The 22,643-nt window shown below is 32.7% G+C and carries 14 protein-coding genes; 8 read left to right on the forward strand and 6 right to left on the reverse strand.

Translation table 11 applies throughout. The features are described 5' to 3' along the window. The first annotated feature begins 53 nt into the window (after nt 1–53). Nucleotides 54–2,600, forward strand: a complete 2,547-nt coding sequence (locus L0669_RS07620) for a sodium-translocating pyrophosphatase (protein ID WP_263762493.1) — start codon at nt 54–56, stop codon at nt 2,598–2,600. 79 nt (nt 2,601–2,679) lie between these two features. Here L0669_RS07620 and L0669_RS07625 read toward each other — a convergent pair whose 3' ends face one another. The 4 genes from L0669_RS07625 to L0669_RS07640 all read right to left on the reverse strand — a co-directional run bounded on the left by L0669_RS07625 (nt 2,680) and on the right by L0669_RS07640 (nt 4,935). Next, nucleotides 2,680–3,048: a helix-turn-helix domain-containing protein gene (locus tag L0669_RS07625; protein ID WP_263762495.1), complete on the reverse strand. Its 369-nt coding sequence runs from the start codon at nt 3,046–3,048 to the stop codon at nt 2,680–2,682. 1 nt (nt 3,049) lies between these two features. Further along, a complete protein-coding gene (locus tag L0669_RS07630; protein ID WP_263762497.1) occupies nt 3,050–3,346 on the reverse strand; it encodes a type II toxin-antitoxin system HigB family toxin in 297 nt (98 codons plus the stop codon). Between the two features lie 159 nt (nt 3,347–3,505). After that, a complete protein-coding gene (locus L0669_RS07635; protein ID WP_121327165.1) occupies nt 3,506–4,120 on the reverse strand; it encodes a deoxynucleoside kinase in 615 nt (204 codons plus the stop codon). Continuing rightward, complete coding sequence (locus tag L0669_RS07640; RefSeq protein WP_263762499.1) at nt 4,120–4,935, reverse strand: hypothetical protein; 816 nt, start codon at nt 4,933–4,935, stop codon at nt 4,120–4,122. The genes L0669_RS07635 and L0669_RS07640 overlap by 1 nt, the downstream gene beginning before the upstream one ends. Before the next feature lie 224 nt (nt 4,936–5,159). On the opposite strand from L0669_RS07640, the gene L0669_RS07645 reads away from it, so the two are divergent. From L0669_RS07645 to L0669_RS07660, 4 genes are all read left to right on the forward strand, one after another. Beyond that, nucleotides 5,160–6,050: a GLPGLI family protein gene (locus L0669_RS07645; protein WP_173970889.1), complete on the forward strand. Its 891-nt coding sequence runs from the start codon at nt 5,160–5,162 to the stop codon at nt 6,048–6,050. A gap of 43 nt (nt 6,051–6,093) precedes the next feature. Continuing rightward, nucleotides 6,094–8,781: a carboxypeptidase-like regulatory domain-containing protein gene (locus tag L0669_RS07650; RefSeq protein WP_263762501.1), complete on the forward strand. Its 2,688-nt coding sequence runs from the start codon at nt 6,094–6,096 to the stop codon at nt 8,779–8,781. A 92-nt stretch (nt 8,782–8,873) separates the two neighbouring features. Then, entirely contained in the window at nt 8,874–11,108 is a 2,235-nt protein-coding gene (locus L0669_RS07655; RefSeq protein ID WP_263762503.1) for a hypothetical protein, read from the forward strand. Between the two features lie 149 nt (nt 11,109–11,257). After that, nucleotides 11,258–13,465, forward strand: a complete 2,208-nt coding sequence (locus L0669_RS07660; protein WP_263762505.1) for a fungal specific transcription factor domain-containing protein — start codon at nt 11,258–11,260, stop codon at nt 13,463–13,465. A 62-nt stretch (nt 13,466–13,527) separates the two neighbouring features. On the opposite strand, the gene L0669_RS07665 is transcribed toward L0669_RS07660, so the two are convergent. After that, complete coding sequence (locus L0669_RS07665) at nt 13,528–15,300, reverse strand: DUF4153 domain-containing protein (RefSeq protein WP_263762507.1); 1,773 nt, start codon at nt 15,298–15,300, stop codon at nt 13,528–13,530. A gap of 180 nt (nt 15,301–15,480) precedes the next feature. Between L0669_RS07665 and L0669_RS07670 the strand changes: the two genes are divergently transcribed. Next, entirely contained in the window at nt 15,481–16,947 is a 1,467-nt protein-coding gene (locus tag L0669_RS07670) for a M28 family metallopeptidase (RefSeq protein ID WP_263762509.1), read from the forward strand. Nucleotides 16,948–17,281: 334 nt separating this feature from the next. On the opposite strand, the gene metK is transcribed toward L0669_RS07670, so the two are convergent. Beyond that, nucleotides 17,282–18,532, reverse strand: a complete 1,251-nt coding sequence (gene metK, locus L0669_RS07675) for a methionine adenosyltransferase (RefSeq protein WP_173970895.1) — start codon at nt 18,530–18,532, stop codon at nt 17,282–17,284. 530 nt (nt 18,533–19,062) lie between these two features. Here metK and L0669_RS07680 point away from each other — a divergent pair. After that, nucleotides 19,063–21,909 (forward strand): TonB-dependent receptor plug domain-containing protein, encoded by a 2,847-nt coding sequence (locus L0669_RS07680; protein WP_263762511.1) that lies wholly within the window; start codon nt 19,063–19,065, stop codon nt 21,907–21,909. 488 nt (nt 21,910–22,397) lie between these two features. Then, nucleotides 22,398–22,595: a hypothetical protein gene (locus L0669_RS07685; protein ID WP_263762513.1), complete on the forward strand. Its 198-nt coding sequence runs from the start codon at nt 22,398–22,400 to the stop codon at nt 22,593–22,595. Nucleotides 22,596–22,643: the final 48 nt, after the last annotated feature.

Below are 22,643 nucleotides of genomic sequence, written 5' to 3' on the forward strand. Positions count from 1 at the left end.
TAAATTCGTTTTACATAGTTTATTGAATATTAACCAATAACCATTATAATATTATGAACGAATTTATGATTTACTTGCCAATTGTTATGGCAATTATAGGATTACTCTTCATGGCAATAAAAAGGACTTGGGTCCTAAAACAAGATGCTGGCGATGGCAAGATGAAAGAGATCTCAGATTACATCTACGAAGGCGCATTAGCATTTTTAAAAGCAGAATACCGATTACTAACCTTCTTTGTAATTGGTGCCAGTATAGTTTTAGCCGGAATTTCTTTTATTGTTCCTACAACACATATATTAATAGTAGTAGCATTTATTTTTGGTGCATTTTTCTCGGCTTTGGCTGGAAATATGGGAATGAAAATAGCCACTAAAACAAATGTTAGAACCACTCAGGCTGCCCGTACAAGTTTACCACAAGCATTAAAAGTGTCTTTTGGCGGTGGTACCGTAATGGGATTGGGCGTTGCAGGTTTGGCTGTTTTAGGTCTGACAGGATTTTTTATTGTTTTCTTTCAAATATTTATGAATGGGGTTTGGACTTCATCTGAAGATATGACTAAGGTTTTAGAAACTTTAGCAGGATTCTCTTTAGGTGCAGAATCAATCGCTTTGTTTGCCAGAGTTGGTGGCGGAATCTACACAAAAGCGGCCGATGTTGGTGCCGATTTAGTAGGTAAGGTAGAAGCCGGAATTCCGGAAGATGATCCTCGTAATCCTGCTACAATCGCAGATAACGTAGGAGATAATGTTGGAGACGTTGCAGGAATGGGAGCTGATTTATTTGGTTCGTATGTAGCAACTGTTTTAGCAGCAATGGTTTTAGGAAATTACGTGATCAAAGATATGGGCGGAAATATCCAGGATATTTTTGGCGGAATTGGACCAATTTTACTGCCAATGGCAATTGCCGGTTTCGGAATTTTATTTTCGATTATCGGAACGACATTAGTAAAAATATCGGATGACAATGCAAAAGAAGCACAAGTACAAAAAGCATTAAATATAGGAAACTGGGTATCGATTGTGTTAACCGCAATTGCTTGTTTCTTCTTGGTAAAATACATGTTGCCGGAAACCATGCAAATGAGCTTTTTTGGCGAAGGCGCTAAAGATATCTCATCAATGCGAGTTTTTTATGCAACTTTGGTTGGTTTAGTTGTTGGTGGAGCTATTTCATCAGTTACAGAATATTATACAGGATTAGGTACAAAACCAGTTATGGCAATTGTACAAAAATCATCTACAGGAGCAGGAACAAATGTTATTGCAGGATTGGCGACGGGAATGATCTCTACTTTTCCTACGGTAATTTTGTTTGCAGCAGCAATCTGGATTTCTTATGCGTTAGCAGGGTTTTATGGAGTGGCTTTAGCAGCTTCAGCGATGATGGCAACTACAGCTATGCAATTAGCCATCGATGCTTTTGGACCAATCTCTGACAACGCTGGAGGAATCGCCGAAATGAGCGAATTACCAAAAGAAGTTCGTACCAGAACCGATATTTTAGATTCAGTAGGAAATACAACTGCAGCGACTGGAAAAGGATTTGCAATTGCTTCTGCAGCTTTAACATCATTAGCATTATTTGCAGCTTACGTAACGTTTACAGGAATCGACGGAATTAATATTTTTAAAGCACCAGTTTTAGCCATGCTATTTGTGGGTGGAATGATTCCCGTGGTTTTCTCGGCTTTAGCCATGAATTCTGTTGGAAAAGCCGCTATGGATATGGTTTACGAAGTACGTCGTCAGTTTAAGGAAATTCCTGGAATTATGGAAGGAACCGGAAAACCTGAATACGGAAAATGTGTTGAGATTTCTACCAAAGCAGCTTTACGCGAAATGATGTTGCCTGGAATCCTGACAATTGGTTTCCCGATTGCGATTGTACTTTTAGGAAAATTAGTTTACGCAGATAACAATCAGTTAATTGCTGAAATGTTAGGTGGATATATGGCTGGAGTTACCGTTTCTGGTGTACTTTGGGCGGTTTTTCAAAACAATGCCGGAGGTGCGTGGGACAATGCTAAAAAATCTTTTGAAGCAGGAGTTCTAATCAACGGAGAGATGACTTACAAAGGTTCTGATGCACACAAAGCTGCCGTAACCGGAGATACAGTAGGAGATCCTTTTAAAGATACTTCAGGACCGTCAATGAACATCCTTATCAAATTAACTTGTTTAATAGGATTGGTAATTGCACCAATTTTAGGAGAAGGACATGCAAATGCAGGTTTGGTAGCAAAAGGCTCATGTTGTGCCAAGACAGAGATGCATGCAGGTATTTCTAAATGCGGTGATATGTCTGGAATGACAAAAGAAGAATGCATTAAAATGTGTAAAGAAAAAGGGTGCACGGCTGAAGAAACAGCGAAATGTTTAGCTCATTTTGATACCACTGGAAAATACCAAAAAACAGATTGTTTTGATACTAGTAAATATGATAAAACGTCAGTTCGTGTTGATTTAAGAAATGAAAACGGCAAAGCTGTCGGAACTGTAACAAAAACTGCAAATGGTAAAACAACCACCGAAGTTTACGAAGGAACAGAAGAAGAAGTTGAAGCAAAAATTAGTACAGCTACTGCTAAATAAAACAACTTTGTCAAAGTTTAAAACTTTGACAAAGTTTCTTAAAAACAAAAATGCCTCTAAATAATTTTAGAGGCATTTTTTATTTAATTAGAGCATATTCTTTGATTAAAGTTGCAGCTGGAATATGTAATTTTTCGTTTAAAACTCTAATTTGTGTTATTGTTAAAGCTCTTTTTCGTTTAAAAATTTCAGAGACTCGCGAACGGCTATTTAAAATTATTCCTAAATCGGCATCAGTAAGTCCATTTTGCTCCATCATAAATTTAATAGCTTCGATTGGATCAGGTTCAGGTATTGGATAATGAATTTGCTCATATTTTTCAATAAGTGTTACTAAAATATCTAATTCATCACCTTCATTTGTATTAGGTTTTGCGTCAAAAAGAATATTAATTCTTTCTAAAGCTGATTCATAATCCTTTTCTGTTTTTATAGGTCTTATTTCCATATTACAAATTTTTTATATCTTTTAAATTATCATATTCATTATGAGTTCCGATAAATAATATGTAGACAATTTGTGTATCGTAGTTAATCTTTACAATTAATCGATAGTGATTTCCACAAATATTAAATATTACTTTATTATTACCTACAAAATCTGCAGAACCAAAAATTGCTTTTATATCATTAGAATTGTCAAAATTATTCTTGTCAAGAATTTGATACCAGGATAATAATTGTTGTTTTGCATTTGGAAATCGTTCCCAAAAAACTTGCAAGGTTCTTTTAGCTATTATTCTCATAATTGATTAAGGCAAATATACTATATTTTCCCAATTTGGGAAATGTTTTTTAAATTAGTTATAAAAATAAGAAAATATTTACAATTAGTATTTGGTAAGCATAAAAAAATGCCTTTAAAATTATTTAGAGGCATTTTTTATTCGTGTAAATTCGTGTTTCTAAAACAACCCGTTCAATTCAGCATCAATTCTGTTAATGATGTTTCCTAAATCTTCAGGATTATCAACGAAATTTATATTATCAACATCAATAATTAATAATTTTCCTTTAGTATACGTTTGTACCCAGGCTTCGTATCTTTCGTTCAAACGGCTTAAATAGTCGATCGAAATAGAATTTTCGTAATCACGTCCGCGTTTATGAATTTGTCCAACAAGGTTAGGAATAGAGCTTCTTAGGTAAATTAATAAATCCGGTGCTTTTACCAATGATTCCATCAATTCAAAAAGCGAAGTATAATTTTCGAAATCGCGACTTGTCATTAATCCCATCGAATATAAGTTGGGAGCAAAGATATGCGCGTCTTCATAAATCGTTCTGTCCTGAACAATTTTCTTTCCGCTTTCGCGGATTTGCAATACCTGACGGAAACGGCTATTTAGGAAATAAATCTGCAAATTAAACGACCAGCGTTCCATTTGATGGTAAAAATCATCTAAATACGGATTATCAACTACATCTTCATAATGAGGTTCCCATTTGAAATGTTTGGCTAATAATTTAGTTAAAGTTGTTTTTCCTGCTCCTATATTTCCTGCTATTGCTATGTGCATTACGGTGTTACGATTTTATAATTTGTTATTTCTTTAGCTGTAAAAATAGATAAAATTTGGTCTTTGTAGTAGAATTTGTCAAACGATTTTTCTAAAATTTCAATTTCAGAAAATGCATTCGAATTTGTACTTGTAATGTCTTTAAAATACAACAAATTAGCTTTGCTAAAAAGATATTGATGATTATTGATTATTTCGATGGCATCAAAATCAGCTACTTTTCCTAAAGCAGTTGTTTTTCCAAAAATATCACAAGAAAACCAATTGTTTTTTTTATCGATCCAATAAAAAGTATTAAAGTAGGTTTGGTAATATTTTATGGTTTCTATCAATGGAGTAGAAACGGTTTTATATTCATTTTTCAAATAATCAAAAAGGCTTATTTGTTGGTTTAACGCGTTAAAAATCCATAATTGATTTTGTGTAGACATACCGATCGCCGAAACAACAATAGGTGTATTGTTGAGAGAAAAATTAATCTCGGTCACTTTATTCAGCTGATTGTCTAATAAAACCACGCTATTAAAATCTTCATAGAATAAAACAATCTTAAGCGGATTTTGTAAATCGACTTTGGTAATTTTTCCCAGCGATACATTTTTATACTCAAATACTTCTTTGTCTTTGGTTTTACTAAAAACATTGTTTTTAATCTGATAAGAATATCCAAAAGAATCATAACCTGAAAATTCATCAGCATCCGTCGAAAAATGAGAAACTGAAGAAGCTTTTATTTTTTGATTTTGCGAAAAAACAGCAGTAAAGGAACCGGCAATAAAAAGAAGATTTAAAAAAAAGTGTGCCGTTTTACTCATGATATTGGTTTTCTAAAGAGCCAAATTACAAAAAACCTTTGTAGAAATTAGTTAATTAAGAGACATTTACCGCTTAAATCCTATTATGCTGTAATAGTCTAAGTTATAGTCGGTTTTGTCTATATTTTAAAGGTATTGATATATTTAACTTTCTGTATTTTAAAATAAATAATACATTTGAGTAGTAAGTTGTATCAGGCTTAATCAATTTTAAAGAAAACACAATGAAAAAAGTATTTTACTATATGTCTTTTTTATTTGCTTTTACGCAAATGCAGGCTCAAAAAGATTTTCAGGGAATGGCCGTTTACGAGTCAAAAACACAAGCGCCAAAGTTTGAAGGCATGAGAGGCAATCGTGATATTACACCGGAAATGCAAAAAAGCATGGAAGAGCGAATGAAAAAAATGCTGGAAAAAACCTTTATTCTGAATTTTGATAAATCGGCTTCTATTTATAAAGAAGAAGAAAAACTGGAAAGTCCGGGGCAACAAGGAGGTTTTCGCGTTATGGTGAGTTCGATGATGGGAGGCGGAGGCACTTTTTATAAAGATGTAAAAACAAAATCATATACAGTTGATAAAGAATTTATGGGCAAGGAATTTCTTGTTGTGGATTCGTTGCCAAAATTAAATTGGAAATTAGAGCAGGAAACCAAACAAATTGGCGGATACAATTGCTACAAAGCGACTGCAGTAAAAGAACCAAGTAAAACCGATTTTAGAAACTTTAGACCTAAAAAAACCGATGATAAAAAGGATGAAGCCAAAAAGACTTCCGGCGAAACTAAAACCAATTTTTCGGATAATTTTGAGTTGCCAAAAGAAGTTGTAGTAACGGCCTGGTATACGCCTGAAATTCCTGTAAACCAAGGTCCGGAGAATTATTGGGGGCTTCCGGGTTTAATTTTGGAAATAAATGACGGATCGACTACAATTTTATGTTCTAAAGTTGTGTTGAATGCAAAAGATAAAGTAGACATTAAACCTTCTAAAAAAGGAAAAGTAGTAACTCAGAAAGATTATGACGAAACTGTAGTTAAAAAAATGGAAGAATTTAGAGATATGAATGGCGGGCGTGCAAGATCTGCTGCTCCTGTTATGATGGGAAGATAAAACGCATGATCTCAAAAAAATATTTATTCTAATCATTTTCTTAATGAACAAAACTCTTTTTATACTCGCCTTTTTATTTACTTCTATATGTTTTTCGCAAAGTGTTCGTTTTGATGGTTTTATTCAGGATGAGCAAAAAAATCCGTTAGAAATGGCCAATATAATGGCTATTAATGTTGCCACCAAAGCAATGGATTCGTACGGAATTACCAATGACAAAGGAAAGTTTCAGCTTACATTAAAACCAAATACTTCTTATTCTATTAAAGTAAGTTATCTGGGCATGAAGTCGAAAGAGATTTCAATTGCAACGCAAAGTGCCAATATTGCCCAGAACATTGTAATGGATGATGCCGGAATCGAACTTCAGGGCGTTGAGATTGTGCGTGAAATGCCGGTTTCTATAAAAGGTGATACCATTGTATACAATGCTGATTCGTTTAAATCAGGAACTGAGAAAAAGCTGGAAGATGTACTGAAAAAATTGCCGGGAGTAGAGGTAAATGCCGATGGTGAGATTGAAGTGGAGGGTAAAAAAGTGAGTAAACTAATGGTTGAAGGGAAAGATTTTTTTGATGGAGATACCAAGCTAGGTGTTAAAAATATCCCGGCCGATGCCATTGATAAAATTCAGGTATTAAGAAATTACAATGAAGTTGGAGCCCTGAAAGGTTTAGGAAATGATCAGGATAATGTGGCCATGAATATTAAACTGAAAGAAGGTAAAAAGAATTTTTGGTTTGGAGATGTAACTGCCGGAACGGGAGTTGGTGAACTCGACAGCCGCTATATTATTAATCCTAAACTATTTTATTACAGTCCTAAATACAGCATTAATGTAATTACTAATTTTAATAATATTGGAGAATTACCGTTGACAGCACAAGATTATTTTAAGTTCACAGGCGGATTTAAAAATATGATGCAAAAAGGCGGAAGTAATTTTAATATTTCATCAAATGATTTAGGAATTTCGATTTTGAGAAACAATCGCGCAAAAGAAATTGAAACGAAATTTGGTGCGACAAACTTTGCTTATTCCGTTACAAAAAAATGGAATATTAGTGGTTTCGCCATATTATCTACATCAAAAACAGATCTTGAGACGAAATCTCAAACGACAATTTTAGATTCGGGAGATGAACAAAAAAGAGAAGAAGAAACGCGTCAAAAAAATAATTTAGGACTTTTTAAACTGAGTTCTACGTATAAACCCAATGATAAATTTCAGTTTGATTATGACATCTTAACGAAGCTGTCGAAACAAAATGAAGATACTGATTTGTTACGTGAATCGGTGGTGAATAAAGTTTCAACTTTAGAAACAATCCTGACCAATAAAAAACAAGATCCAACATCTATAAAACAAGACTTGAGTTTGTACTATACTCAAAGCGATAAAAATATTTTTGCTTTTGAAATGCAGCATTTGTATCAGGACGAAAATCCTTTTTATAACGCCAATCTACGCACACAACCTTTTGATTTATCGGGTTATACTTCGGGACAGCAAAGAAATAACCTGAACCAGGATCGATTTGTAAAAACGAATAAATTAGATGCCAAACTCGATTACTACTATATGGTAACGCCAAAAAGCAACATCAATATTACACTTGGTAATACATTTTCATATCAGGATTTTAATTCCCATATTTTTCAAATGTTGGATAACGGAGACAGAAATGATTTAGATGATCCTCAAAACAATAATAAAGTCAACTATAATTTTAATGATGTATTCCTGGGATTTCATTATAAAATTCTGGCAGGAAAATTTACTTTGACTCCGGGAGTTAGTGTGCATTCTTATAATATGAAAAACACACAATTAGGAACTGATTATTCTCAAAATTTCGTAAAAGTATTACCTGATTTTTTCGCTTTATATCAAATCAAAAAATCAGAAAGTTTGACGTATAATTTTTCCTTAACGAATGATTTTACAGATATTAATCAGTTAGCTGCAGGTTATGTTTTGTCTGATTACAGTAGTTTGTTCCGCGGAAATCGTCTTTTAGAAAATGCTACTTCGCAAGTGCATTCGTTGCGTTATTTTAAATACAATATGTTCAATTTTGAAAATATTTTTGCCAATGCAACTTATACCAAAAAAGTAGACGCTATTAAAACCAGTGCAGATTTTACAGGAATAAACCAATCATCATCGCCTTATAATTCTAATTTGGCAGATGAAACTTTTACCGGAATGGGAAATTACGGACGCTCTTTTTTAAAGAATTATAAAGCATCTGTAAACGCGACTTTCAATTGGTCTAAGTTCAATAATATTCAGAATAATGAATTAGCGACTACAGAAAGTTTTAGTCAAAGTTATACCGTAAAAGCTTCAACAAATTATAAAAACTTACCCAATATTGAGTTTGGTTATAATGCTTTGATAAACAAATACAGCGGCTCAACTTATTATACAGACAAGCCTTTTGCAAGACTAGATTATTATTTCCTGGATAGTTTTTCGTTTGTGTCAGAATATGAATTTTACCATTATTACAATGGCAATAAAACAGTCGATAACGAATATGATTTTTTAAGTGCCAGTTTAATTTATCAAAAAAAGGATAGCAAATGGGAGTACAAAATATCGGCAACCAATTTATTAAATACAAAATATCTTAATGATGACAGCTTCTCGCAGTTTTCTACAAGAGTATCACAATACACGGTACAACCCCGCTACATCATATTTTCGATGAAATATAATTTATAGTATTTTAATTACATTATCTTATTTTTTTGATACTCTTTTTAAATAAGAAAGAAATATCTTTGTTTGAAATAGTAACAACTAAAATTTTAAGCATGCGTAATTTTATATGGAGTTTCTTCGCTTTCTTTTGTTTAATATCAGCCTCATTTTCTCAAACAAAAAATATCGAAAAAGGATCTTATTTGTCTACTAACAAAGGACAGAAGATCAAATTGAATTTATTAGAAGACAATAAATACGAATTGGTTTTTTATTCTGGTAATTATGAGATTAAAGGCGATTCGTTATTGTTTACCTCAAGTGAAAAAGCAGAAAATACTTTTGATCTCGCTTTTAAAAATGATAAAAAAGCAAAAAAGATAAAAATAAAATTCTTAGATGCTGTTTACTACTATTCATTTTACATTGGTACACAAAAAGGTTCAGAAGAAGTTCAATATCAAAGATTATCAGATATTAGAGAGAAAGTGAATCCTGAAGATGATAAACTTGATGTTGATTTTGAAATCGAACGTGCCGATTATTTGTATTTGGTTTATGAGGAGTATGGGGGAAAAAGTAGAGTGTCTAAATTTGCTTTACCAAAAGACGTTTCAGAAATTACAGTCAAATACCAGTCTGAATATTTAGGAGATTTAAACATTAGCGGTTTTTTTGATCCCAAAACAAATGAATTGACGATTTCTGAACATTCAGGAAAGAGTCCATTGGTTTTTCGTAATGCTAAAGACAAGCAACCTGATAAAGTTTCGAAAGTAATTGCGCTTGAAAATAAGACAATCTCAAATTGGACCTATCCGGGAAAAGAGGCTTTGGTAAGTGAAGATTTTGGCTTAGCAAGTGATTCTACAGCGGTAGCAGTCGAATCTTATACACCAACATTTGACTTTAAATTAAAAATTGAAAACAATCTTAAAAATGCTCTTTCATCCAATAAAAATGCAAAGAATAAATTTTTAGTAATTGTTGCTGATAGCAAAAATCCTTCGGCGAAAGCTGACTTTGATACTTTTATAAAAGATCAGGAAACTCAAATGAGTTATACGATGTACGACTCGTACCATCCGGAGTATGATTTGTATAACTATTACCTGACTACTGCTGATGATAAAAAATGGCTAAAAACAAATAAAATTACAGATGCTGAAAGTATCGTTATTCTGAATAATAATGGGGATGTTTTAGCTACTGCAAAATCTAGTTTGAAGGACAAGCAATATCTCTTTAATTATTATGACGGGCTTTATAAAAAATTACAAAGAGCAGATGGATTATTAGATTTTAGTAAAACATTAAAAAATAAAAAAGTGACTGATGCTGATTTGATTCAGGCTTTTAATAAAGTTGCAATTTTGGAGATACCGTATGATTACGACACAGATTATACCGTAACAACTGATGATAATGCTGCCGAATTTAAATTTGCCACTACAACATTAGACAAAAAAGAAATTGCCCAAATTTGGAAAAAGTTGATTGAAGCGCATCAAAAAGACACAAAGCCTAATATGTTTTTGGCGGAAACGATTGTGAGAGAAATTAAAAATCAGGGATTCTCGAAACAGTTTTTTAAAGAAGATAAAGTTTTAAATGATACTGATTTTCTGGCAATAGATTATTTGATAAAACATTATGATGCCATTGATGCGGAACGTGTAGCATTTAATGAAAAAGAAGGAGAGTTGCATGTAATAGGAAATTTAAGTACTGAGATTGCAACGGCTTTACAGCAAAACAACTATATTTCTGATAGCGTTACTACGGCGGTAAAAGATGATAGCAAAACGATTTCGGTTTACAAAAAATTAATTGCCGCAGGAAAAGGAAACTTTGAATGCTATCAAAATTACTTTACTTATTTGGCTGAGGTACAAGACAAAGACGGATCGAATACCAATTATTTAAAAGAGTTTACGACTTATTTTAATGCTAATCTTGCTACAGATAAAGGAAGTGTTATCGAAAAACTGGATACAATGTTTACTTCAATAGATGCGAACTCTGAATATTCGTATAACGGATGGAATGCCTTTAAAGAATACCATTCGAACTTATGCAACGATGCTGCATGGACAGTAGTTTCAAAACCGGGTAATACTGGTTTTATAAAGTCAGCGATTACATGGTCAGAATATAGTTTGATGATCAGTAAAAACAATACCTATTATTTAGATACTCTGGCACAGTTGTATTATAAAGACGGACAGAAAGAAAAAGCGATTGAAACACAAACTCTCGCCGTTAAATATTTAACGGATAATGTAGAAGAAGAAACCGCTACAGATATTCGTGAAACCTTAGCTAAAATGCAAAACGGAACGTACTAATTATAAAAAAAAATAATAGTAAGAAAGCCTGATAATTGTAAAATTATCAGGCTTTCTTACTTGTAATAATTTAGCTATAAATAATTTGAAAACATCTTTTAATCAGATATATTTGTAAGAATTATATGTATTTTTTAAATAAGATAGTTATGAAAAATTATGTGTTGTTGTGGTTGGTTTTTTTGTTGGTAAATACTTCTTCATTTGCCCAGCAAGAGACTTTAAAAAGTAAATCCTATTATTCGGTTGATAATTTAGGACGAAGAATGAAATTTAATTTATTGGATAATAATAAGTTCGAATTAGTACTTTCTTATGGAGATTATGAAGTAACAAACGATTCGTTATTGTTTAAAAACAAAGATGGAGATAAATCTGTTTTTGAAGTTCAATATATAAAAAACGCCAAAATTAAGCAAGATAAAATTAAGGTTAGTTTTGAGGAAGATAGTTCATTATATGGTATTTATATTGGTGCACAAAATGGTACAGATTCGATTCATTATCAAAAAGTATCAGATTTAACAGGATATGATGCAAATGGTGATTTTAATGAAAGTTTTGAAATGAATCGTACTCAATATTTATATTTCGTAAACGAAGGATTCGATTATGAGCCAAAACAAATATTTAAGTACGAAATACCAAATGCGATAACAGAACTAAAAGTAAAGGTGAACTATGTATTGCCTAATATAGCGATCAAAGGTTATTTGGACAGGAAAAGAAACGAACTGTCAATTGGTGCAGCAGATGATAATATGACTGTTTTTCATAGCGAAGAACCTATTGTTGATTCAGGTAAATCAATAATTCCGCCTTTAGAAAGAAAACAAGTTTTAAGTTGGACTTATCCCGGAAAAGAAGATACAGATGTTGCCTCTCCTGAAGAAAATGATGATTTACCAAAGACTGATTTTAAACTCAATATTGCAGCATCATTACCTAAAGCTTTACAACAGACAAAAGCTGACGGAAATAAATTTTTAGCAGTATATGCTGATCCAAAAAATACAGAAGCAAAAGCTGAGTTTGATGCTCTAATAGAAAAACAGGAACGCTACATAGGTTATATTTCTAATACTTATGATCCCCAATACGATCTTTATAATTTTTATTTAGCATCAAAAGAAGATGAAAGCTGGCTGAAGAAAAATAAAATGACAGATTCACCTATGTTAATGGTTTTAGATGCAAACGGAACTATTTTAGCATGGGCAAATTCAAATTTATCTCCGGATAAAATAGACAAGTTTATGTATTATGATTCTTTTAATGGTAAGCTGAAAAGAACTTTTTTAAAGAATAATTTTGCTCAAATAATAAATGATAAAAACTCAAAAGATGCTGAATTGATAAACGCATTTCATAATGTGTCGGCATTGGGAGCTTTGGGGGATTACGATTATGAATATAGTGAGGAGGACGGGAATAAAGACGATTTTAAGTTTATTAAATTCAATTTAGATAAAAAGAAAGCACGACAAGTCTGGAAAAAGATAATAGAAGCACATCAAAAAGACACCAGTCCGGATATGTTAGTTGTTCAGGCTATTTTTCAGGAAATAAAAAATGTTGGGTATACAAAACAAGTATATTTAGAAGATAAAATTTTAGACGAAGTCGATTTTAAATCTATAGATTATCTACTAAAACATTATGATGCAATCGAAGCACAACGTTCAGCATCAAATGATCAGGAAGATAATCTAATAAAAATAGGAAATATAAGCGCGGAAATTTCAAACGCATTACAAAATGCAACTTCTACATATAACGAAGACGGAAGCTATACCAAATCTGATCCAAAAAAAATAAAAGATACCTACGAGAAAATTTTATTGATTGATAAAGCAAATTTTCAATTTTATGCCAGTTACTTTAGCAGCCTGGCTGATTGGGCAGAAAAAACAAAGAGCAATAATGAGCGTATTAAAGAATTTGAAAAGTACTTCGATAAATATTTAGTAAATAAAGAAAACCTTATTCAGAATTTAGATAAAATATACGATACTGGTTTTGATGCTAATGCTTTATATTATTACGATTGGAAAGAGTTTAAAAAATATCATGCTGATTTGTTCAATGAAATATCATGGGCGGTTGTACAAGATTCAAAAAATCAGTCTTACATAAAGAAAGCTATAAATTGGTCTGAGTGCAGTTTGGCATTAAACAAAAACAACCCTTTTTATTTAGATACTCTGGCACAACTGTATTATAAAAACGGACAGAAAGAAAAAGCTATCGAAACACAAACGCTCGCAGTAAAACATTTAAACGATGAAGCTATGGAAGATGCAACAGCAAATGACATAAAAGAAACATTAAGCAAAATGCAAAAAGGAACGTACTAAGTTCTGTTTTCAATTTCAAAATAAAAAACCCGACAAAGTTGAAAATCTTGTCGGGTTCTTTTTTATTTTTTAATGCCAATCATCACTTTAATATGATAATTGCTTATGATTTTCTTTTCTTTTTCGATTTTACCATTCACACTAATATAGTTTAATGTAACTGTATATTTTGAATTTTCGATCTTTTGTATGACATTTTCATTTGTGTTATTGTTTCTTCTAAAGGCAGAATTCTTAGTAACAAAATCATTTATTTTTAAAGGGATAATGTCTTGATTAATTTGTAAATCCAGACCATAATCTGTATTTTTTGATTTTATGCTATATGCTTTTCCGTCTATCGAAGTACACTTATCGCAATTAAAATCAGTATTATTAGAGAGTGTAAATAAAAAATCTTGTCCGTGAATGTTTTCTACTGTATTATCATCATTTCCATAAAAATAATAATAGAAAGAGCCATCATCGTCATTTTTTCGTTCATATTGAGATCGGTATTCAAATCCCAAGCTTTTCATGATTTCATAATAACTAGGAGATTTTTGTTTTTTAAGAAGTGCTTCCAGTTTGTTTTTAGCATAAGGAACCATGCTTTCTACACCATAATTATTTTCTAAAAAAGAAACGATACTGCTTAAATCCTGTTCTTGTTCAAAAGTCAATTTTTGATTTGATTTTTGCATGTAAGATTCAAATCGTGATAACTGACTGTGTTTTGAAATGTAATTAGCACTTTGTGGTCCGGCAATAGAAAACAATCCGGCCAAACACATACTTATAGGAATGAATTTTATTTTTGGATGCTTTGAAATTAAAAAATACCCCACAACAATACTCAGCCATATTGATAATAAAAGAACATAATAACGTTCATGCGTAAAACCGTAAAGATTGATTCGGTATAAAATTGCCCAAAAAAGCAATCCCAATAACGGAATCAAAAGAAAATAAAACCAACGATTGAATGTTCTCATCCATAAATTATTGGTTTCGGTCGCAATAGGATGAACCAATAAAAAAGACAGAATTCCGAAAATGGCAAATACTAAAACAAGGTAGGAAACCCAGCCAACCGGTAAAGAAAGTGTTACTAATATTTTAGCTTCATAACAAATTAAAATGATGAGGTAGAGGCTTATTAGCGGTAATAAAACATATTGAGTAAAGTTTTTAAGTCCTTTTGGATAATTTAAAATCAAAGGATTCTCGCTGTTATTGGTTTCAGGAACTCCGTTTAAAAAGAAAGTCGTATTAAAAACTCCGGCGATAATAAAAAAGATATGAAGATAAATATGATTGTAAAATTCAACCTTAAATAATTTATCAATCGCTAATATGGCCAATGCTAAACCAGAATAGAGTACAATACTATAGAGTGCTGAGGTTAAAATTCGGAGAAAAAGCTGCTTGTTGAATTCCCAAAATTCATTCTGGTTATAAGTTCTTGGCAGAAATCCTGCAAACGAAACCAGTAAATGCAAAGCAATATTAAGCACTAAAAATTGCTGCATTTCTATTTCTGTAATGCGTTCATGAAAATTAAAAACAAAGAGTACCATCAAGCTGCCAAGTGCAATACTGGTAATATAACGTAGAATATTATTCTTTTTTGCCGCTATAAAAAACAAGCTAACCGAAAGAAATAAAACCAAACACAAAGAACTACTCATTAAAACTTTTTGATAAAACTCTTGTTTAGGATCATTGTAGTCTAACTCGTTAAGAACAATAGCAAATACAGTTCCTGCGATCGAAGTTATAATTTCTAACGGAAATCTGAGAACTGTTTTTAATGTTGCGTTTAGAACGTTTTGTAGCGAAGGAAGTCTGCTCATATTTTAATCAGTTATTTTGTATAAAGTAAGCTAAATTGTAAGGGATAACCAAATAAAAATAATAATGCAAAAAAAATATTCCTGTCATTTTATTGATTTAGCATTTCAGTACGATTTCGAACGAAAACTGACATTTTTCTCTCTATAAATTATTAAGTTTGGAATACTAAATTAAAACGTATGAAAAATAAAATGATGCTCGTTTTGATTGCTTACGGAGGAGTCGTTTTTTCGCAGGCAATTAAGAAACCGCTAGTTTCAGCAATTACAGATAAAGATCTAAAAACAGATATGTACCAGATGGCTGGTGATCATTTTAATGGTCGTGAAGCGGGAACTCTGGATGAACTGAAAGTATCGATGTGGCTGGCCAATAAAGCGAAAGAAGCAGGAATGGCTCCGGCTGGTGATGATGGAACTTATTTTCAGTTTTTTGATATGTACAGGCATCAGGTGACTCCAAATACAAAATTTAAAATTGGATCAAAAGAATATAAATTGTGGAAAGATGTTCTCGTAGCAGAAACTACAAATATTAAAGTAGATGCGCCATTAGTATATTTAGGTGCTGCAACAAAAGAAGAAATTGAAAAAGCAGACATCAAAGGAAAAGCGGTTGTTATATTAGCTTCTAAAGAAGGAATTGCTGATGATATCTCTTTATTCGAAAGACGTTATCCTGGTCTTGTTCGAAATAAATACTATGATCTTGTAGTAAAAAAAGGAGCATCGGCACTTATTATGGTGGCCGATCAATTGGCAGAAGAAAGCTGGTCTCAGGTCGAACCACAAATGACAAGAGGTGTTTATGGTATCGAAGGTGTTCGTGACAGAATTGGTTCAACAATGCCGGTTTTTTGGGTACACAATGATCAATTGGCTTATCTGAAAACGACTAAAGATCTTTTGTCTACAGAAGTAGTTTCTGAAACCTACAAATATCCATCTGTAAACGTAGTTGGAACAATTGCAGGAACAGATCCTAAATTAAAAAATGAATACGTTCTTTTTAGCGGACACCAGGATCATGATGGTGTAAGACAAAAATACGGTCAGGATTCTATTTATAACGGAGCTGATGATAATGCGAGTACTTGTGTGGCAATGCTGGCTATTGCAAGAGCGTATAAAAAACAACCCGGAAAAAGAACTTCTCTATTTGTATTTCATGGAGCAGAAGAACGCGGTTTATTAGGATCAAGATGGTATGCATCGCACCCAACAGTTCCGGAAAAAGACATTGTTGCCGTTTTAAACGGAGATATGATTGGTAGAAATAATGTAAACCAAGCAGCACTTTTAGGTTCGAGTTCTCCTCACGAAAACTCATCAGATTTGGTTGCGATTGCTAAAAAAGCCAACGATGAAGGTCCGAAATTCGATTTAGACAAACTTTGGGACAGACCAGAACATCCGGAATATTTTTACTTCCGTTCTGATCATTTGCCTTATGCAAAAAGAGGAATTCCATCTGTTTTTTATACCAGTGTTTTACACAGTCAATACCATACACCAATGGATGAATCCGAAAACATTGATTTCGTAAAATTGCATAAAATGACTGAATGGATGTACCGTACAGGATGGATTTTATCTAACGATGCTTCTCGTCCTAAAACATTACCTAATGTTCAATTAGAGCGATAAAGAATTATATTGAGTTTAATCTGTATTATTGTTTGAATGCTATTTGAACGCAGATGATACGGATTTACTTCGTAAAGACGGGGGTGAAAACGGATTTTATTTTATATTCTGCTCAAAGTAGAAAATAAATAAAGAAAAAAATCCGTTTTCATCCGCGTTTTCGCAATAGCGAATCTGTGTCATCCGCGTTCAAATCAACACCCAGATTTAAATATTATAAAATCTTACTAAAAGTAAAAGAGGCTATCTAAATAAATAGATAGCCTCTTTTTATGTTTAAGAGTAACTAGTTGTCGAAAAATCTAACAATCTAAGTTAGTCTAATAATCTAAATTTATAATCCAAATTCAGCTTTTACTTTGTCTACGAAATCAAGTTTTTCCCAAGTAAATAATTCAACAGTAACAGTTTTTGCATTTCCTCCCGGAGCAGAAAAAGTTTTAGTTACCACTTCTGGTTTACGTCCCATGTGTCCGTAAGCAGCAGTTTCACTGTAAATTGGGTTTCTTAATTTCAAACGTTGCTCAATAAAGTAAGGACGCATATCAAAAATAGCTTCTACTTTTTTAGCGATTTCACCGTTAGTTAAGTTTACTTTAGAAGTTCCGTAAGTATCAATAAAGATTCCCATTGGCTCAGCAACTCCAATTGCATAAGAAACCTGTACTAAGATTTCGTCAGCAACACCTGCAGCTACTAAGTTTTTAGCGATATGACGTGTAGCATAAGCAGCACTTCTATCAACTTTACTCGGATCTTTTCCAGAGAATGCACCACCACCGTGAGCACCTTTTCCACCGTAAGTATCAACAATAATTTTTCTTCCTGTTAAACCAGTATCTCCGTGAGGTCCTCCAATAACGAATTTTCCTGTTGGGTTAATATGGTAGTTAATTTTATCATTGAATAAATGCGCGTGTTCCGGATTTTTAGCAATGATTCTTGGAATCAAAATTTCGATGATATCTTTTTTGATTTTAGCCAGCATAGTAGCCTCTTCATCAAAATCATCGTGTTGAGTCGAGATAACAATCGCATCAATACGAGTTGGTTTGTTATCGTCGCTATATTCTAAAGTTACCTGCGATTTTGCATCAGGACGTAAATAAGTGATTTCGTTATTTTCACGTCTTAAAATTGCTAATTCCTGTAATAATTTATGAGATAAATCAAGTGCCAATGGCATGTAGTTTTCAGTTTCGTTAGTTGCGTAACCAAACATCATTCCCTGGTCTCCTGCACCTTGCTCTTCTGGCTTAGCTCTGTCAACCCCTTGATTAATATCTGCAGATTGCTCATGAATTGCTGAAAGAATTCCACAAGAATTTGCTTCAAACATATACTCGCTTTTTGTATATCCAATTTTACGGATTACATCACGGGCAATTTGCTGCACATCAAGATAAGTATTCGATTTTACTTCACCAGCTAAAATTACCTGACCTGTAGTAACAAGAGTTTCGCAAGCTACTTTTGAGTCAGCATCAAATGCCAAAAAGTTATCAATTAATGCATCCGAAATTTGATCTGCAACTTTGTCTGGATGCCCTTCACTAACAGATTCTGACGTAAATAAATAAGCCATAATAATTTATTAAATTAAAATTAAGTGAGGAAAAAAATTGCTTAAAAAGGGCTAAAGGAGATAGTCTGCTTTAGCATTTTTTAATGCCGAAATTTATCTTTCAGCATTCATAACGAACCGTTTCATTATGAAGAGGTTGCAATCAGTTCAAATTTTTCCTCCGTATTCGGGTGCAAAAGTACAAAACCATTTTGATTTGCAAATTAAAGTTCAACTTTTTTTATTTTTTATAGCAGAAATTTAACAGTAATATACTAATTTGATAGGGTAATGGAAAATATTTCAGTTTTTGTTTGGCTGATTAAAAAATAGTTTGCAAATTTGCCTCACGAAAATTAAAGAAAATGAAATTTACAGTTTGCAATATGATGTCTTGTAAGATGCCGGAGTTCTCCGCAGAGACGCTATTGTAATTTTTTTTCAAAAATATAAATAGAAACCTCTGCAGATCGCAGAGGTTTTTTTTTGTCTCGATAAAAATAACTGCAAATACTTTTTAAGCCAAAACCACTAAATTAATCTTAAAAGCAATGAAAAAAAATGTACTAATCGTTTTAGGTCTGCTCACGTTTTCAGGTGTTTATGCTCAGGAAAATAAAAAAGAACAAGATAGCCTGAAAAATAATGAGTTATCTGAAGTAACAATAGTAGGATCGAGGAGTAAAAACAGAGTAAAAACTGATGTTCCTGTTCCTGTAGATGTTTTTAATATTTCTGACATTACAAAAGGTTCGCCACAAACAAGCGTTACTCAGATTTTAAATTACGTTGCACCGTCTTTTACCAGTAATGCTACTTCTACTGCAGATGCTACAGATCACGTCGATCCTGCACAATTAAGAGGTTTAGGTCCGGATCAGGTTTTAATATTAGTAAATGGTAAACGCAGACATTCAAGCGCATTAGTAAATATTAACGGATCTCCGGGAAGAGGATCTGTAGGAACAGATTTAAATGCAATTCCATCATTCGCTATTGAAAGAATCGAAGTTTTACGTGACGGTGCAGCTGCTCAATACGGTTCAGATGCTATCGCCGGAGTAATCAATATTGTATTAAAGAAGAATGCTAACTTTATTTCAGGAGGCATTCAATATGGTACTAATTTATCTTCAGGATCTAATAATTTTAAAGGTGGAGCCGATGGACAAACCGTACAGGCAGATTTAAACTACGGAACGTCTTTAGGTAAAGAAGGAAGTTTTCTGAATATTACCGGAAGCGCCGTAACCAGACAAGCAACAAGCAGAGCCGGAATTAGAAACGGTACTATTTTTAATGCTTACAATGCAATAGAAAACAGAGCTGCTCAAAATGGAGTTGCTATCAATTCTTTGTTTAGCAATATTAATAACACGCCAAATACGTCGCAAATTCTTAGCACATTGCAGCAATATGCTCCACAAGTAAGTTATTTTACGCCGGCACAACAAACTGCAATTTCATCAGCTTCAACATTAGCTCAAATGCAAACGGCTTTGAATTTTGATGTTACTAATAATGAAATTGCTTACAGAGGTCAGGAAAGAAGCGATTATAATATGAGTGTTGGTCAGTCAGAATTGGCATCGGGACAACTATATTATAATACCAAATATCCGCTGTCTGATATTACATCTTTGTATTCTTTTGGAGGGCTTTCGTATAGAAATGGTAAATCTTATGCTTTCAACAGATTGCCAAATGGTTCGGGTACTTTCACACAAGTGTATCAAAACGGATTTTTACCAGAAATAGAATCGTCTATATTAGATGCTTCGGCAGCGCTTGGCGTTACGACAAATATATTAGGTTTTGATACCGATTTAAGTACAAATTTGGGGACAAACTCTTTTCAATACGATGTAAACAATACCATTAATGCAACTTTAGGAGTAAATTCTCCTTCTAGTTTTGATGCTGGTAAAGTATCATTTTTACAAAGTACCACCAATTTAGATTTCAGTAAAAAGTTAGATGTTCTGGAAGGATTAAACGTTGCTTTTGGTGGAGAATTCAGATATGAAAATTATCAGATAAAAGCTGGCGAAGAAGCTTCTTACGGATTGTATGACGTAAACGGAGCTTTGGTTTCAGGAATTCTGCCAAGTAATTCACCATTAATTGTAACAGATTTTTATGGTAACAAGCGTGGAGCAGGAGCACAGGGATTCTCAGGATTTCAGCCTTCTGATGCTAAAGAAAAAGACAGAAAAAGTGGTGCTGCTTATCTTGATTTAGAATTGAATGTTACTAAAAACTGGCTTTTAAACGGTGCCGCTCGTTATGAAAATTATTCAGATTTTGGAAGTACAGTAATCTTTAAACTGGCTTCTCTTTTAAAATTGAACGATAATATCAATTGGAGAATTTCCGGACAAACTGGTTTTAGAGCGCCATCATTACAGCAAAAATATTTCGAATCAAGCTCGACTCAGTTTATAAACGGTGCACCTTATCAGGTAGGTTATTTTACAAATGATTCTCAGGCAGCTAAAAGTATTGGAGTTGAAAGTTTAAAACCTGAAAAATCGAAAAGTATTAGTACAGGATTTACATTCAAAATTCCTGAAGCCAATATTACGATTGCAACAGATGCTTATTTTACAAGAATCGACGACAGAGTAGTTTTAACAGGCCAATACGCAAGACCAACAGATGCTCAGATCACGGCTGCAACATCACAACAGCAAAAAGATGCACTGACTTTGTTTCAACAAGCGTTTGATTTAAAAGGTGTAGAAAGAGCTTCGTTCTGGACCAACGGAATTAACTCTGAAACAAAAGGTATAGATGTAGTAATTTCTCAAAAATACGATGTAATCCAGGATTTTACTATTAGAAACGATTTTGCTTTAAGTTATAATACAACTAAAAGAGTAGGGAAATTGAACGTACCTCAGTCTATTATTGATGCAGGTGGAGATCCTTATATTTATTCATTTTTCCCGGAATCAAGCAGAGTTTATTTAGAAGAAGCAATTCCTAAATTGAAAGCAAATTTAATGACAACATTTAGTATCAAAAAACTGGATATTTATTTAAGAAACAGCTATTTCGGAAAAGTTACTGATCCGGGAGCAACAGATGTAAATCTTGACGGATCGTCTTCAGTTTATGAGCACCCGGAATACAGCGCAAAAATTGTTACCGATTTATCTTTAGGATATCAAATCAATGAGAAATTCAGATTTACAATTGGCCTTAATAATATAGGAGATGTTTATCCGGACAGAAACAATCCTGCAACTCCGGCCTTTACCAATACAACACCAACATTGTCTCCTGCACCAAGCACAGATTTAACAAACGCAAATCAGTTTGCTTATTCAAGAGCAGTATCACAATTTGGATTGAATGGAAGATTTGGTTTTGCCAGATTAAGTTTTAAGTTCTAAAAATATAAGATTGGCCACAGATTAAACGGATCGAACGGATTTGCACAGATTTTTTAATCATTTTAATCCCTTAATCTGTGGCTAAAATTTTAAGACAAGAGAAGATAATAAAAAGAACCTGTGCAAATCGGTTCAAATCCGTAAAACCCGTGGGCTATTTTTTTTACCGCTGAATACCAGTATTTACAGGGCTTCGAAAAAAATAATGTTAAATATCAATTTTTAATTTGGTAGATCTAAAAATACTTTATATATTTACTCTATCGAATTAGTCGAGTTTAAAATTAGAGATTAATTTTTAAATAAAATAAAAATGAAAACAATAGCGAAAAATATGATGATATGTTGTGAGATGATGCAAATATGCATCCCAATTCGCTGTTGCCAAAAGTGAAAGATAAAATCTTTGTTATAGTTAGAACTATAAGCCCTTTTGGTAGCCATCCTAAAGGGCTTTTTTTTATTTCAACACTTTTAAAATTTAAATTATGAAAACGCTAAACTCAATCGCAGTAGAATATTTATTAAGAAACGATTCTCAAAATAATACCAATAATAAATCTGAAGATATTACAAGAGAAGTGACAAGATTAAATGCAGAGCAAGCTGTAATAAGAAGTCAAAAATCATTATTGCTTTTAATGTATAATCTTGAAGAAGAAGGAGACGATTTTTTTATTCAATAAAATACCAATTTCAAAGAAACAATTTCAATAACAATATATATAGTATTA

Origin of the sequence: Flavobacterium bizetiae (assembly GCF_024271895.1) — a bacterium.
Taxonomy (GTDB): Bacteria; Bacteroidota; Bacteroidia; order Flavobacteriales; family Flavobacteriaceae; genus Flavobacterium; species Flavobacterium bizetiae.

Excerpts from the sequence above, each read along its gene's own strand:
- L0669_RS07680 (WP_263762511.1), top strand. The coding sequence starts at position 19,063 with ATGAAAAAAAATGTACTAATCGTTTTAGGTCTGCTCACGTTTTCAGGT.
- L0669_RS07630 (WP_263762497.1), bottom strand. The coding sequence starts at position 3,346 with ATGAGAATAATAGCTAAAAGAACCTTGCAAGTTTTTTGGGAACGATTT.
- metK (WP_173970895.1), bottom strand. The coding sequence starts at position 18,532 with ATGGCTTATTTATTTACGTCAGAATCTGTTAGTGAAGGGCATCCAGAC.
- L0669_RS07640 (WP_263762499.1), bottom strand. The coding sequence starts at position 4,935 with ATGAGTAAAACGGCACACTTTTTTTTAAATCTTCTTTTTATTGCCGGT.
- L0669_RS07660 (WP_263762505.1), top strand. The coding sequence starts at position 11,258 with ATGAAAAATTATGTGTTGTTGTGGTTGGTTTTTTTGTTGGTAAATACT.
- L0669_RS07655 (WP_263762503.1), top strand. The coding sequence starts at position 8,874 with ATGCGTAATTTTATATGGAGTTTCTTCGCTTTCTTTTGTTTAATATCA.
- L0669_RS07665 (WP_263762507.1), bottom strand. The coding sequence starts at position 15,300 with ATGAGCAGACTTCCTTCGCTACAAAACGTTCTAAACGCAACATTAAAA.
- L0669_RS07670 (WP_263762509.1), top strand. The coding sequence starts at position 15,481 with ATGAAAAATAAAATGATGCTCGTTTTGATTGCTTACGGAGGAGTCGTT.
- L0669_RS07620 (WP_263762493.1), top strand. The coding sequence starts at position 54 with ATGAACGAATTTATGATTTACTTGCCAATTGTTATGGCAATTATAGGA.
- L0669_RS07650 (WP_263762501.1), top strand. The coding sequence starts at position 6,094 with ATGAACAAAACTCTTTTTATACTCGCCTTTTTATTTACTTCTATATGT.
- L0669_RS07685 (WP_263762513.1), top strand. The coding sequence starts at position 22,398 with ATGAAAACGCTAAACTCAATCGCAGTAGAATATTTATTAAGAAACGAT.
- L0669_RS07635 (WP_121327165.1), bottom strand. The coding sequence starts at position 4,120 with ATGCACATAGCAATAGCAGGAAATATAGGAGCAGGAAAAACAACTTTA.
- L0669_RS07625 (WP_263762495.1), bottom strand. The coding sequence starts at position 3,048 with ATGGAAATAAGACCTATAAAAACAGAAAAGGATTATGAATCAGCTTTA.
- L0669_RS07645 (WP_173970889.1), top strand. The coding sequence starts at position 5,160 with ATGAAAAAAGTATTTTACTATATGTCTTTTTTATTTGCTTTTACGCAA.